The organism is Bdellovibrio sp. BIS2 (assembly GCF_055398295.1).
Genome location: NZ_AP035879.1, coordinates 1396222 through 1410906 on the forward strand (window position 1 = coordinate 1396222; position 14685 = coordinate 1410906).

The 14685-nt window shown below is 49.6% G+C and carries 12 protein-coding genes; all 12 read right to left on the reverse strand.

Annotated features, from left to right (window positions below; all coding sequences use genetic code 11):
- Positions 1-76: 76 nt before the first annotated feature.
- Positions 77-1726 (reverse strand): HAMP domain-containing methyl-accepting chemotaxis protein, encoded by a 1650-nt coding sequence (locus tag ACZ520_RS06755; RefSeq protein WP_464127815.1) that lies wholly within the window; start codon positions 1724-1726, stop codon positions 77-79.
- A gap of 197 nt (positions 1727-1923) precedes the next feature.
- Entirely contained in the window at positions 1924-2577 is a 654-nt protein-coding gene (locus ACZ520_RS06760; protein ID WP_464127816.1) for a hypothetical protein, read from the reverse strand.
- A 16-nt stretch (positions 2578-2593) separates the two neighbouring features.
- Positions 2594-4723, reverse strand: a complete 2130-nt coding sequence (locus ACZ520_RS06765) for a tetratricopeptide repeat protein (protein WP_464127817.1) — start codon at positions 4721-4723, stop codon at positions 2594-2596.
- A gap of 23 nt (positions 4724-4746) precedes the next feature.
- Complete coding sequence (locus tag ACZ520_RS06770) at positions 4747-5511, reverse strand: outer membrane beta-barrel domain-containing protein (RefSeq protein ID WP_088565621.1); 765 nt, start codon at positions 5509-5511, stop codon at positions 4747-4749.
- Positions 5512-5526: 15 nt separating this feature from the next.
- Entirely contained in the window at positions 5527-6993 is a 1467-nt protein-coding gene (locus ACZ520_RS06775; protein ID WP_088565620.1) for an AgmX/PglI C-terminal domain-containing protein, read from the reverse strand.
- Positions 6994-7009: 16 nt separating this feature from the next.
- Positions 7010-7258 (reverse strand): hypothetical protein, encoded by a 249-nt coding sequence (locus tag ACZ520_RS06780; RefSeq protein WP_088565619.1) that lies wholly within the window; start codon positions 7256-7258, stop codon positions 7010-7012.
- Between the two features lie 14 nt (positions 7259-7272).
- Positions 7273-10986 (reverse strand): tetratricopeptide repeat protein, encoded by a 3714-nt coding sequence (locus ACZ520_RS06785; protein ID WP_464127818.1) that lies wholly within the window; start codon positions 10984-10986, stop codon positions 7273-7275.
- Between the two features lie 4 nt (positions 10987-10990).
- Complete coding sequence (locus ACZ520_RS06790; RefSeq protein ID WP_088565617.1) at positions 10991-11494, reverse strand: ExbD/TolR family protein; 504 nt, start codon at positions 11492-11494, stop codon at positions 10991-10993.
- Between the two features lie 3 nt (positions 11495-11497).
- Positions 11498-12043 (reverse strand): ExbD/TolR family protein, encoded by a 546-nt coding sequence (locus ACZ520_RS06795; RefSeq protein WP_464127819.1) that lies wholly within the window; start codon positions 12041-12043, stop codon positions 11498-11500.
- Between the two features lie 55 nt (positions 12044-12098).
- A complete protein-coding gene (locus ACZ520_RS06800) occupies positions 12099-12809 on the reverse strand; it encodes a MotA/TolQ/ExbB proton channel family protein (RefSeq protein WP_088565615.1) in 711 nt (236 codons plus the stop codon).
- The gene (locus ACZ520_RS06805; RefSeq protein WP_416481069.1) at positions 12781-13401 is read right to left on the reverse strand and encodes a PilZ domain-containing protein; all 621 of its coding nucleotides are present in this window, start codon (positions 13399-13401) and stop codon (positions 12781-12783) included. Before ACZ520_RS06805 ends, ACZ520_RS06800 begins: the two co-directional genes overlap by 29 nt.
- Positions 13402-13412: 11 nt before the next feature.
- The gene (locus ACZ520_RS06810) at positions 13413-14474 is read right to left on the reverse strand and encodes a hypothetical protein (protein ID WP_464127820.1); all 1062 of its coding nucleotides are present in this window, start codon (positions 14472-14474) and stop codon (positions 13413-13415) included.
- Between the last annotated feature and the right edge of the window lie 211 nt (positions 14475-14685).

The window sequence follows — 14685 nt, forward strand, 5'->3', positions numbered from 1 at the left end:
ATAATGGGGGAGAAAAATTAATAAACCCCACTGAGGTCGTGGGGTTCTGTTAACAAATCTTGATGTGTTTGCGAGACTAGAATCCGTCTGTTGTTCCGACCTTTGCACGGTCATCTTCATCAAACGGGATCATGTCCTGGGATTCTTTACGGGCCGGGGTGGCCTTCATCGGAATCACATTGCTTTTCTTCGCTGCTGGTTTGGCGAAGTGGGGCACTTTCTTGGTGGTTTTCGCTGTGGTTTCAGTTGGAACTTCGGTCATCACGCTGGCGCCGCCCAGAATGATCGTGTTCAGTTCCACGGTTAGGTTCTGATTGGTTGCTGCCAGGCCGTTGATTTCACCGCTGGTGGCGGCAATTTCTTCAGCAGAAGCGGCATTGCTTTGTGCTGCCTGATCCAACTGATTCATGGCTTTGCTGATCTGTTGAATGCCGGTGGTCTGCTCAGAGCTGGCCGCGGCGATTTCGTTGTTCAGATCTGAAACCTTTTTGATCGAATTCACGATATTCGTCAGAACGGCACCGGACTTGTCAGCAATCTCACTGCCACTTTCGATCTGGGACACGGAGTCTTTGATCAAAGAGGAAATGTCTTTGGCAGAAGCCGCACTTCTTTGTGCCAGGGCGCGAACCGCTTCGGCAACAACCGCAAAACCTTTTCCTTGTTCACCGGCACGAGCCGCCTCCACCGCCGCATTCAGCGCCAGCAGATTGGTCTGGAAGGCGATATCATCAATAACAGAGATGATTTCCTCGATCTTTTTGGAAGACTGGGAAATCTCGGTCATGGAGTGAATCAAAGACTGGATTTCTTTTTCACCCTGTTCAGCCGAATCACGGGAACTTGCAGACAAAGCCGCTGCCTGTTTGGCGTTGTCAGAGTTCATTTGCACCATCGAACTCATTTCTTCCAGAGCGGCCACGGTTTCTTCCAAAGAGGCTGCCGCTTCAGTGGAGGACTGGGACAAAGAGTTGCCAGCTTCATTCAACTGCTCAACCGCGGAAGCCACTTGGCCGCCAGCCGTGGACAGACGGGAAGCGATAGAACTCACAGAGTTTGAAATGCGTGCTGCAATCCACAGCAGAATTGCCAGGATGGAGAATGTGGATGCTAATGTCACAAACAGCGTCAAGTTGTTGATGCGAACAGAGGCTTCTTCGGCCGCTTTGTCGTCATCGGCTGCCGCTTTATTATAATAAGCCATGGAATCAGAACTCATTTTATGCATGATCGTTCCGATTTCCCACAGACGACCATCCAGTTGTCCTTCTGCTTTAGCGAAACCTTCAGGCGTGCCGGTGGCGATTTCTTCAATGACCAGCATCAGCAGTTTTTCATATTCTGCGCGCGCTTGTTTTGCCGGTTCAAAGACTTTTTCCATTTCCGGGGTGAACGGGGTGGAGGCATACATATCCATGGCTGTTGTGAATTCTTTAACAGCTTCTTTGGCGATGTTCAGACGTTGTTCACGCTTTTCGGCTGTCTTTACACTCATCGCTGCAAAGACCTGATAACCGTATTTGTTTCGGGCCTGTCGCATCTCTGCCAGGGCCTGCAGATTCGGGATGATATTTTTGTGGGAATTTTCCAGGTAGGCTTCAAAGCCTTTCATTCCCTGATTTGAAATTGCATAGACGATGCTAAAGCCGATGACGGGCAATGCTGCGGCTAGAAGTAGTTTTCCTTTGATCCCTCTGAACCAGGATCCGATTCCGGTGGCGTTCATGTGTTCTCCTCGTAAAATTAATTTATTTAGCTTGCTAAAGAAATATTGACCGAGAATTGTTCGGAGTTCTTAGTTCCGGGGTGGAGTCCAGATTTTCATTATGCTTGCAATGAATGTAGATGAACGTCGGGCAAAAAAAAAGGGACTCTTCCGCGGGCGGAAGAAGTCCCTGGGTGGTTCTATTTAAAAGCGAGGGTTTACTTCACTTCAGCCAAAGAGTTGTAGCTGTCGCTGATCTTTTGCTGTCTTTCAACCTCTTTGCTCCAGCGTTTGACTTCGCCCTGATAGCCGCGCTGTTTGGCTTTCCATTCGTTTTCTTCGCTGGCCAGGCCGCGAAGTTTTTGGTTCACCTGTTCGTTCTGTTCTTTCAAAGTTGCCGCACGTGAATTCCAGATTTTCTTTTCTTCCGTCAACTGGGACATCTGCAACTGATAGTCGTTGATGTTCAGCTCGCGCTTTTTCTGGTTTTCTTTGATCTTGGCAATCATGGCTTCCAGTTCCGCGATCTTCTGGGATTCCTGCGCCATCTTGTTTTTTTCTTCGTTGATCAGGCCCTGAATTTCTTTTTCCTGACCACCGATGCGGCCCATGGCCTGATTGTTCTCTTCAGCCTGCTGATGAACCTGCTTTTGCTGGTTTTCCACCTGGGATTTGGCTTTGGCCACTTCCGACAGATTTCCTTCCACGGTTTTCAGGTTCTTTTCATACTCCTGAAGGTTGGTTTTGGAGTTGTTCAGATTGCCTTTGATTTTCTCCAGGCCCTCTTTGGCGGAATTCTGCGCCATTGCGGTTGTGCCAAGACTCATCAAAACACCTAGGGACAAAGTCGTCATTGTTTTAGCGAATTTCATCTTGAAAATCCTTTCCTTATTGTTCAGACAAGCCGGCCACACTGCCGTCCTGACCTTCTTGGGCACAAACATTTTTCAAAGAAGAACGATAGTGACCCACTTCGTCCTCCCAGATTTCACCTTTGAATTTCCAGTTCAGGGATTTTTCCTTCTGAACCTTCAGCTCCGGACGCTCTTTTTCGTTGATCTCACCACCAGCCATTTGATAGCGGATGTGCTCACCGGCGCCAGAGTACAGCTCGTACTGCAGAACATCGTTCTGATCCAGGACCTTGTCCAGACCTGCCAGCATCTCGTCAAAGCGGCCTTTCAAAGCCTGGGATGCCTGGGCACGCAGCACTGTTTTTTCTTTTTCAATACGGGCCATGCCGGTTGCGCGCAGATTCTTGATGGACGTGCGGGCTTTCTTGGCAATGTGGAACTGGATGCGATAGCTCAGCAGTTTCTGCTCGGCTCTTTGCACTGCCGCCACGGTGGATTCAGAAGGACTGTCGCCTTTGAGTCCTTTTTTCGCGTCAGCCAGTTCTTTGTTGGCCTCGTTTTGTTTGGCAATCAGCTCGCGCTCTTTTTTCACCAAAGTCAGCGCGATGCGGTTGAATTTCACGATCTCGTCCTCATAGGCGTTGATCTGCTTTTGCACGCTCATGTAAGCAGGGTGGCGCGCCAGTTCCACAATGAAGGAACGTGGCAGACCGTCAACTTCCTTAAGGTCCGAGTTTTTCAACCAGCCCTTCACAGTTTCATAGTACGCGGAAGAATCCTTGTGGGAAGAGCTGTAGGCAGCCAGCTTCTGCTTCCAAGGAGCATACTTCTTTTTCATTTCATTCAGCACCTGTACACCGTCACCGTATTGGCACAGGTTCAGGTAACCCACGGTGCGCACCACATAGGATTCCGGAGAGAACGCGTTTTTGAAGAAGTCCGTGTGCAGAGAGAACATGTTCCCCGCAGCCCCTTCATAGTCCTCACCCAGAATCTGAGTCCACGCGCTTTCCACCATAGCCTGCAGCCACAGAGGATTGGATTTATCGACTTTCAGATAAGACTGGAAGGCCTCTTTATACTGGGACTTCTGGAACTGCATGCGCGCCAGAGTCAAAGCACCCACAGAACGCAGTTGGGATGTTTTGTCGGCCTCGGTCGCAGTCATCAGCTTTTCCAGATAGATGGTGGCTTCTTCGACTTTACCCTGACGATAGTTGAACAGGGCATTCAGCAGCAAAGCCTCCGGATAACGCGGGGACTTTTCGCCGATAAAGATCAAAGCGTCTTCCATCAGGCCCAGTTGGCCTTTGTCTGAATAGTATTTGGCACGGGTGATCTGGTAGTCATCATTCTTGGTGATGTCCATTTCATGCTTGATCACCAAAGGGTCGATCAAAGCGATGTCGGACGTTTCCAGTGTGTTGATGTTCTGAACCAGGGCTTCGGTGGCTTTTTGCTGCCACTCTTTGGATTTGGTTTCCTGCGCCACCTGAATCATGTACTGGCGGAACTCGGAGTGCAGACCCAGGCCCTTGGCTGTCATGGCATAGTGGTACAAAGCCTCAATCCGGTGTTCCGGGTCCTCGATCAGTTCCGAGAATAGACCCATCGCCAGTTCGTAGTTCTTCTGGATTTCCAGGAAGATCAAAGCCTGCAGCAGTTTGTAGTCATTCGGCTGCATGTCTTCAAGCTTCGCCAGTTGCACCAGAGGATCCTTGGTCACAGGTTCTGCCACCGGATTCAGGATTTTGACATCCGGAATTTTGTTGAAGGCATCCGCTGTGGTCAGGGATTTGGCCGGGTTTACCACGTCCGTGTAAGGCTTCAGGACAAAATCAATGGCCACTGGAGAATCACGACGGCGGGTTTCTTTCAAAGTGACTTCGCGGGAGGCGGGGAGGCGCAGCGGGCTCATTTGAGAGGCCTCGAGTTCGCGCTCTTCACCGACATCCAGCAAAGGAATGTTTTTAACCTTGAAGACCTCGACTTTGCCTTTCACCACTTTCTTTTGATAGACATCAAAAGTCGGAACCAGGCTGGATTTGACCTTCAGGCTGGCAGCCGCTGGACGGCCGCCTTTTTTGACTTTCAGTGCGGGCTCAGCCAAAGCCGTGCCGCACAGAAATGGAATAGTAATCAGAATGCTTAATGACTTGTTCATAAATCCCCCCACCCTGGAGAAAATTAATGCCAGTACGTGATACCAATCATCAGTGATGTATCGTTGATCGTTTCACTGCCCAGATCACGCTGACCACCCACGACAGTACCGCCCACGTTTGTGCCCGGAGCATAGTACTTCATCTTTTCCTGAGTGGACCAGGTGTTGACCAAATCCGCTCTGATGGCAAAATGCTCAGAGAAGAAGATCTGCTGGAACACGCCCAGTTTGTAGGCCATGGTGTCTTTGGAGACGTTGCCTTCGGCCTGGGTGATTTCATAGTTCAGTGACCCCACACCGAACGAGATACCCATGTCGAAATAGATGATGGCTTTGTCAACCACACTCATTTTCGCATAGAAAGGGACCCAGATACCGGAAAGGAAATAGGATGACTTCAAAACGTTGTGGTCCGGAATCGCGCCGTAGGTATCAACGAATTGTTTTACCGCATCGTTGTCTTTCAGGCTTGCAGAGTTGTAGCTGCCTTCAAGACCCCAGCGTTCATTGAAGAAATACCCCAGGCTTCCGCCAGCGATAGTTCCTGTGCTGTAGGGGTCATTGAACGGAATACCCGCAGCACCGGTCAGATAGAAACGTTCCGCTTTCACGTAACGTCTGTTCTGAACGACACTGAAGTCGTCGTCTTTGGCTGCCCAGTATTTCTGCTCCAGCTTTTTGATGTCCAGCTTGTCGCTGCCGCGTTGATCAGCTTTGCTGTCTGCCGCCTGCTGTGCAAATGCCTGAGATGCCGTCAGGATGAACATTAGAATTGTCTTCTTCAACATGATATAACCCCCGCCTTAGTTTGTACTTTTGAATAAGAATGGATAAGTCACTAGCACGCGTGTTCCCCCCTGTGGAGCAGGAAACTTCCACGCGGCAACCCTATTCAATATACATCCCTCAACGGTTGCGTTCTTAAGTGTTGTGTCCCCAATGAGCTGCTGTTCCACCTGACCGGATGGACCGATCGTGAATTTTACAGCGACCTTACCGAACAGATCCGGTTTGGCACTCAGTTGTCTTTCATAGCAATACAGAATCTGACCCAGTTTGGATTTGATGTACTGGGCGATGATCTCTCTGTCCAGACCGCCAGTAATTTCGCCTTCCTCTTCGATCAGGCCCACGCCACCGGAACCGGTGCCGCCCGCTGCCAGACCGCCCATACCTGTGGCACTGTTGCCACCGCCACGGCCGACAGTGCCGACACCACCACCGGAACCAGCACCTTCGTTACCCCAGTCACGGCCGGAGCGCTCCATGCTGCCGACAGCCGCTAGGGCACGACCGGAAGCGCCGGAACCTGCTTTCACGCCTGTGGCGATAACGACGTTGCCGGAACGAGCGGCTTGAGCGGAAACTTTACCCAGAAGCTGGGAAATACGACCGCCGGAAATGGACTTCATCATTTTGGAAACTTTGCTGCCACCAGTAGGCATCTCCGCCGTTTTCTGATTGGCTGCCGGAGCTTGTTCTTTCACGACCACCTGTTGGGTAGGGGCGGCTTCGGCTTTTTTGCGTTTGGGTTTGATCTCAGTTTTAACAATGATTTTCTGCGCCGCTTTTGGCGGAGCTGCAACCACTTCAAGATCCTGGGATTTTGGCGAGAACAATCCCACTGTCACCAGGAACAAAGCCGCACCAAGAACGATAAATACACCTTTTTTGGAGTCTTCATCCATCAACTGGTCTGTGGAAAGGCGGGCCATGCGGGCGGCGTCTTCCAAAGAAACGGTTCTTTGTTTCACTTCAAGTTCACCGACCATTTGTTTGTGCCATTCCTGGGAAGGGACACAAGCGACTGTTGTTGGAGTCATCGCCATGGAAGGTTTGAATTTTTTGTTCATAGGCAGGATCTTGGTTTCAAGAACCTGATCGTTATGTTTTACGATGTAAAGCTGGAACTGCTTTCCGGCTTCACGCTGTTCTTTGCCGGCCTTTTCCAGGCGCAGATACAAATCCGCTTCTTTCACCACCGGAGTGAACTGCAATGTACAGTCGCCGATAGTCAGGGACTTTTCCTCATCCAGGCGCAAAGCCGGAGAGCCCTTAGCGGAAGCGCTGGTGTTCATGTCCAGATCGACATACCACCAGGCTCCGTCACGGTATTCAAAAAGACCCTGGATGCCCTTGGAATCCGGTGCGATAGAAATCACATCGGCCAGACGGGAGGACCCGAAGGTGTGGGTTTTGTTATTGGATCTTAACTTCCAAGTTTTCGCCGTCCCGTTTTTCAGGGATTGACGCACAATCAACGTGAGCATGTGACACCTCATGAAACTAGTTGTTCAAGTAGAGAGCTGATTCGCGGATACGGCCATCCATATCTTTCTGCACATCGTAAAGAGGCATAAACTTGATGCCTCTTTTTTGCACAAGATAGGCGCCGTCAGGGTTCCGAATCGTTCCCTTAAGGTTCATGTCACCGAAATTGACTTCCTGGACTTTACGGACTGTTCTTTGTTTGGCAAAGCCAGCCGATGCTCCCAAGAGAATGAAAGCAACCATCGCTGTGATGATAGATTTCACTTGTACCCTCCATACTACAAGTCTCCCGAGATAACGTGCTGACCGACTTTGTTTTGATTTTTCAAATACTGTATTTTCTTACCCAACCAGTCGCGCATTTCCAATTGCTGACTGGCTTTAAATGCTCTTTCATAAGAATCCAGCGCAAGCGTTGGACTCTGTTTGTAGGTCTCAAACAAGTGAGCCTGCTGCAGAAGGAAATCAGTGTTGTCTTTCTTGCTGCCAAGCAGGTCTTTCACCACGCTCAGTGCTTTGTCGACTTCACCCTTCTGGGCGTAAGCTTCACTCATCAGAGTGCCCACGTTCAAAGTATACAATTGTTCTTTAGAGATTGCAGACAAATTTTCAATTGCCTTCGTAAAATCTCCCTCTGAGAATGCCTTCACTCCAGCGAAAGTTTTCATTTCCGTCGAAGCCATTTGCATGTCTAAAACTTTATCGAAAAACGGCATCGCGGAATTCATACCGTCTTCTTTGTAAAGCAGACGGGCTTTCTGATACACGTATGGTGCTGCTTCCGGCTGAACTTTCAGGGCTGCATCGATCATCCACATCGCCTTGTCGTTATAACCGCGGGCATCCGCACCAACGCTGGCATAGAACAGACCTAAGGCACGCGTGTCTTTGGACTTCGCAAGTTCCAGACCCAGTTTTTCAACCATCTCGTACTGTCTAGAATAATAACAATTTCCTGCAACTTCCAAAGTGTTCACATTCGCCAGTTGGCCGGTCAGGATGGCACTTCTGTTACAAGCTTTCGGAGTGCGGGTCTCAAAACGGGACACCTTGCCGATGGTCATGTCCGAGGAGGCTGGAAGATAAGCTGTCATTTTGTCAGCGGCAGGGTATTGGGCCACCGGTGGAACTGTCTGATCCACACGGATGGAGGCAAAGCTGCGCTCATTCGTTGCGGCCTGTCCTTTGGCGGCAGCCAGAACTTTCAGTTTGGCCTCGTTTTCATTTTTCTTTTCCTGGATCGGCGCTGTCAGTTTTGCGATCTCACCACGCAAAGCTTCCTGATCGGCCGGAGTCAGTGATGCCGGCAATGGCATGTTTGTCAGGCTTGAGATGAAGTTGTCGTAGCAACGGTCAATACCGCGCATGGCTTCCAACTGCTGGAATGGATCCTTCGACATCTTCAGAGTGGTGTAGTAAGCCGTGTGCGCCTTGTCCAGTTTCTCGGTTTTCATGGAAAGCACCATCGCGAATTTTTCCTCGCGGGCTTTCACACTTTGTGCGACCAGCTCTTTTTCCAGAATACGGGCCTGAATCAGACGGGCTTCCGCACGTATTTCCGGTGCCACGTCACGACCGTTGGCTTTCATCGCCAGATCAAAGGCTGCCGTGGTTTTACCGGAATCCAGCAAAGCCTTCGCGCGGTCGATCATGATCTGAGTTGTGTAAGGTTCAAGCCCCTTTGCCAGGACCTGGTTCTGGATTTTCTCTAGTTCGCCAGAGCGTGGTTCGGACTTGTAGGAATCCATCAATTTGCCATAAATACGCTGCAGGGTTTTGTTATCAGCGCCATTCAGGATGCCCATGTACGCGGCACGGGCTTCCTTGTTTTTCTTTTCAAGGATATAAATGTCCGCCGCAAGTTCCAGGTGAGTGTTGCGGTTTTTCTTGTCCAGATCCGCAATCTTCAAAAGAGTCTCTGCGGATTTAGAGATCTGACCGACATCCGCGTAAGCCTTGGCCGCTTCTTTCAAAGCATCCAGGTTGCGTTTGTCATCAGGATGTTTCTGCACGAATTTCACAGAAGCTTCTGCAGCGTCATATACACGGCCTTCGCTGTATTGCAGACTCAGGGCCTGCCACAGAGCATCCTGTGCCAGTTTTGAGCCTTCGTGTTCTTTGGCGAAGGACATCAGCTTTTCAGATGCCTGGTTTTTGTCGCCAGTCTTGGCAAACTCCTGGATTTCAGTGAAATGCGCCTCTTCCATGATTTTATTCATGCTTTTCTTGCGGCCGTCGTCAGCACTGGATGCCATGACTTTCTTTGAGAAGTCCTTGATGCCTGCGTAATCTTTGCGCAGGTTCATCATATCCAGGATCAGATCCTCGGATTTTTTCTTGATGTCGGCGTTGTCAGCCCCTTTCAGGGATGTCAGTGGCATCAGCCATTTTTCCGCTTCCGGATAATTGGCTTCCTCGTATGCAATGTGACCGATTTTGAATTTGATCAAAGTCGCAAACTTGCCAGTTGGATGCTTGGAAAGATAGTTGGCAGCAAGTTCTTTGCGCTCAGCTTCTTTGAGTGGGTCTTTTTTCTTTTCGATGCTTTTTTCTTTGGCATACAGGGCCGCATAGTTCGCATCGTGTTTCATGACTGGTTCTGCGGATTTGTCGCCGACCATTTTATACTGAACGCTGGCTTCGTCATACTTTTGCAGTTGGAACAGCAGTTCCGCGTAAGCAAAACGGGTTTTCAGGTCTGGTTTGGTCGGGTCCTCGTTTTCCAGAATCAGTTTGAACAACTGCTGGGTCAAATCCGAGAATTCCATGTTTTGTTTGTTCTTAAGCCAGATCTCCCACCATTTTTTGGCCATGTCGAGGCTGGTGTGACGGAATCCTTCCACGCAGGAAGATTCCAAAACGTCCACTTTCTGCATGCCTCTCCAAGCGGAGTCCTTTTTACAAAGGTCCGATGCGTATTGCAGGTGGTTGATAACCTTGTCGCGTTTCTTCAAAGTTTCGTTGGCTTCGACCAGGAACAGGTGAGAGCGCACCACGTCCGGACCCATCGAACGTTTGTCGATGTATTCTTCCAGGAAGATATTCATCTCTTTCTGGCGGGAATGGGATTCGTAAAGTTTCGCCAGGTCAATCATGGACTGACCCAGTTCTTCTTCTGTGGCGAGATCTTCAAAGAAAGAATAAAGCTTGTTGGCTGGATAAGAGTCACCGATGAACACCGTCAGGTCACGCATGGCCTCACGACGCAGGTTGTGGCGGTTGGTTGGCACCTCGCCGTCCTGCAACGGTGGGTTCGTTTTTACAACCTGTACCAGTTTCTTGATGCCGTTTTCACTGTCACGCATGTTGTAGTAAGCCCAGGCGGCCTTGTACATGCCGTAGGAATAAACACGGCTGTTCGGGAATTTTTCCACGCGCAGGAAGTGCTCCAGAGCCTGAGAGAATTTACCCTGGTCATAAAGCAGTTCACCCACCGCCAAAGTACCATCGGCGATCAGCGGGGATTTAGGGAATTGAGTCAAAAGTTTGTGGTAAAGCAGTTCAGACACCTTGTACTGCGCAATCTGCTGATTGGCGAAGGCGTTATTGAACAAAACCGCATCCATTTGTTTGAAATGCGGGAAGTCCATTTCGATTTTGGTGTAAATCTTGATCGCACGTTTAATGGCCTCAGCGCCACGTTCGTTTGGCACCGGGAACGGCGAAAGCTTCATCAGGGGAGTGTCCTGATGAAGGTCAAAGAAGCGGCCGGACTTGGAGCGTCTCATGTACAGCTCCGCCAGGCGGTACCACAGATCAGCTTCGTTCTTGGCACCTTTGTTTTTTTTGATGATAACTTGCAGGGACTCAATAGCTCTGTTTTCAGAGCGAGTGATCATGATCTCGCTGCTGAAAGCCTTTTTCTCGTTATCGCTTTCACTGCCCTGGGTCATGCTGACTTCAGGAAGAAGCCCTTTGGTGTTTTTGTCGGCAGCAAAGCAGTAATGTGAGAACAGATGAAATGCTAGAAGCAGAACTATTGTGCGAATCATAAACTTATTCTCCAACCATGGTGACAAGCTTCAACTGAGGGAACCCCGCCATTGAAGCGGTGTACATCACTTTTCTCAGCGTCGCGTACGGCAGATCCTTGTCTGCCTGCAGAAGGATACGGCCCTCTTTCACATGAGCTTTATCCTTCTCGGTTTCGGACTTGGCGATCTTATCCAGCTCCTGGAACAGGGGCTTGATGAAGTTACTGTCTTTGTCTTCCAGATCCTGCGGAAGGAAGTCGGCATTTTTCACATCAGCAATCTTTGTCTGGTCGATCTTCAGCTCGTTTCCGCTCAAAGAAAGCTTGATCGACTCTGTTGCATTCGTCATTGAAGCCGAAGATGGAAGGCGGATGTCCTTCTCGGGATTCAGCTGAACTTCCGATGTTGAATAGCTTTGCAGCAGGAACACCAGCATGATTGTGAACATATCAGTCATAGACGTGATATTCAGACCAAATGTGGAGTTCTTTTTTGTTTTTGGTTCATATCTACGACGACGTGACATGGCTTAGCCCTCCATGGTGTTCGCAAAGATGATCTCTGGGAACATGTAATTGGTTTCCACGTTCTTGCCCTGTTTGGTGTCAAACACCGGGAACTTGACCGTGTTGTCGCGGGCCTGTCGGGCAGCGTCCATGATTTTCACAATGGTGTCGTAAGGAACTTTGCCGTCGGGATTCAATTCAAGCTTGAATACTTCCGGATGGGCCTTTTTTACCGCCACCAGTTTCTGATGGAGGGTGTTCATGTCGAAAGCGCCGTCCTTCAATGGAATGGTCTCGACTTTTTCCTGGCCTTTTTCGGTGATGATGATTCGGATGCCGTCTTTGGCATCAACTTCCATCGCCACGTTGGTCGGAGTCTTCTGATCTTCCTGGCGCTGGATAGCTTCGCTAACCACCTGAGGAAGTTCGGTTTCGATCACCATCATTTGCACGAAGGCGGAGGAAACCAGCAGGACAGGCACCAGCTTCACCATCACGGCTAGCAGGGGTGCCAAATCCAGTTCGAATTCACTGTTATGATCAACTTTGATCTTGCGTGCGCGTCTCATAGAATCGTCCCATCCTTAGTTATGTAAGGTCCACCGCTCCGGGAAAAGGCCTCCGTTAGGAGACCTTCTGGCCTGGGGACGGAGGCGTCACACTTGGTGCCGTCACGTGATCCGGGAACACGTTCTGGCGAGTCAGGTTAGGGATATGGGCGCTGGTCAGAAGCTCTGTAAGTTTGGAGCACTTTTCAGACATATCTTCGATCAGCTCATTTTGACGGGCAGTCAGAATCGAGAAGAACACCATCGCCGGAATCGCTACTGCCAGACCCAAAGCCGTCGTATACATGGACACAGAGATACCGTGTGCCAACAGGGCTTGTTTTTGTGCCGGGTCAGCAGATGCAACCGCCTGGAACGAAAGGATCAGACCATGGATCGTACCCAACAGACCCAACAATGTCGCCACGTTGGCAAGCATGGAAAGGTAGTGCAGGCGCTTGGTGTACAAAGGCACGTTTTCGCTCAAGGCGATGTCGTGTGCCTGGAAGATTGTGTCGTCATCACGGTCGGCTTTTTCAAGAATGGTCTTGAAGGCAGAAGCCAATGGCTTTTTCTCAAGTTGGGCACAAAGAAGCAGAGCTTCATCGAGCTTTTTAGCCAGAACCAGGTTCTGAACTTTGCCCATGAATTCATCCACATTCATTCCGTATTCTTTGTAAAGAGCTTTTGCGCGTTCGGCCACAAGTACCAGAGAGCCCACGCCCACCAGCAGAATAAACCAGCCGACAACACCGGAATCATTCATGAACTTTAAGAATGCCATCATTTGTTTCCTCCTTGGAAACGCCACCGCGTGTCCATTTTGTTAATTGAGCCATACCGGTTTCTTGCACTGAGAGGAAACGAACAGCGTAATGCAAACCGGATTTAACGTTGAGTCTCTGCTTGGAGTAATTCTTGCGAATAATCTCACAAAGCACGTTGAATGTCTGAGGGTTCACCTCAGAGGTTCTAAAGTTGAGCAGAATCTTTTGGCCGGGCAGAAGCAGGGGATCGTTCAAAAGAACCAACGCCCCGTTTTCACTCACACTCAAGGTGTGGCCGTCAAAAAAGTTGTGATCGTTGTGCGCATAGACCGGAGTTTCCAGATCCACGCGTGGACACTTTCTGTCTTTGAATGAGCCTGCGATATGATCCTTGGTTTCAATCAGTCTGCACAGACGGTCTTTGGAAAATTCCTGAAGATCGCCCAGCAAAGTCCAATTTTCCAGGTGCGGAGCCCATACGAAGTTGTAGTCGTAGAGCTCGCCATTTTGGATCATCGTGATCAGTGATCTGTACTCGTAGGGACCGTATTTCATTTCCCCGCGCAGAATATACCACTGCTGCTGATTAGTTGCTGTCTGTACCCCACCCATACAACATCCTTTTACAGTTTAATCGACTTAGGATAGAAGTCGATCGTGATATTTGCATCCGCTGCCGGCACCGAACTTCCGTGGAAGGTGATGGTCAGGTTGGATGCATCGTAAGTCCATCCGTTGACTGCGTCGTTAGGCACGGAAACTCCGTTTACCGTGATCACGATCGTGTCCTCTTGTGGTTCACGATTCAGTTTAAAGACGCTGGAAAGCTGGATGATGGAATCAGAGATGAGCTCCAGAGTAGAACCAAAGTTAGAGCACAAAGACCCTTTCACGCCCGCAGTTAAAGTTGCCAGTTCTGGCAGGCGAGTGGAGATCTTGCGCGCAAAACCGTCTGTGGACAGAGTGGTTTTGCAGGCGTCGTCAGGAACCGTGATGGTGCTGACGGAATAGTTGCGGCTGCCAACGTATCCATCCAGGAAATCCACATAGCTTTGAACTGTGTGAAGGTTGGCGTTGCTGTAACTTTCGTTGAAAGCCGCAGAGGAAGACGAGAAGTCCTCTTCGTCACTGACGATGATCACCGCCAGGAAGGCTTCGCTGCGGCGGAATCCTGCATTTTGCGGCTCAAGCAAAGCTTCCTTGAAGCTTGAGAACGCACGTTCATCACCATTACCCAGCGTTCCCTGCTTGGCGTTGGTAGAGAACACATCACCCAGGTTTGCGGTGTTCTTGTCCATAATGAACACGCCCGAATGAGTTTCGATTTTTGGATTCGTCTGTAGAACCGCACCATCCTTGATGCGGGCTTTTTCACTTGCGGAATTGAATTGTTTTTCCCAGGCTTCTGTTGTTGTCACGGCCATGTGGAAATCATAGTTGTACTGTTGGAAGCGCGAGATGAAAGACTGGAAGTTAGCCGCCAGATTGTCCTGAGAGGTTTTCATGGAGCCGGAGTTGTCGATCACCCAAAGGATGTCGATCTGCTTCGGAATGAAGACTGCTTGTTGCTTGTAGTCTTCTGCATCATTCAAGAGGGAGTAAGAACCAGTCCCCTTGCTGCAACCAGCTACCAGTGCCACTGCTGAAGCCATCATTAGTGCTTTGCTAGCGACTGTTTTTTTCATACGGTTATGCCCTCCTGAGCCCCACCATGCTTCTTGATGGATTCAGTTTCGTTTAAAACAACCCAAAACTGAAATTTCAGGTAACTGCATGAATTCGTTTTTTATTTTTTAATTGGTCTAGAATTGAGACACGCTAAGTGTGTGAAATAACAGGGTGTTGTTAAATCAATCATTTTTCAAAATATTTTCTTGTGTAAAACCTATAGCCAGT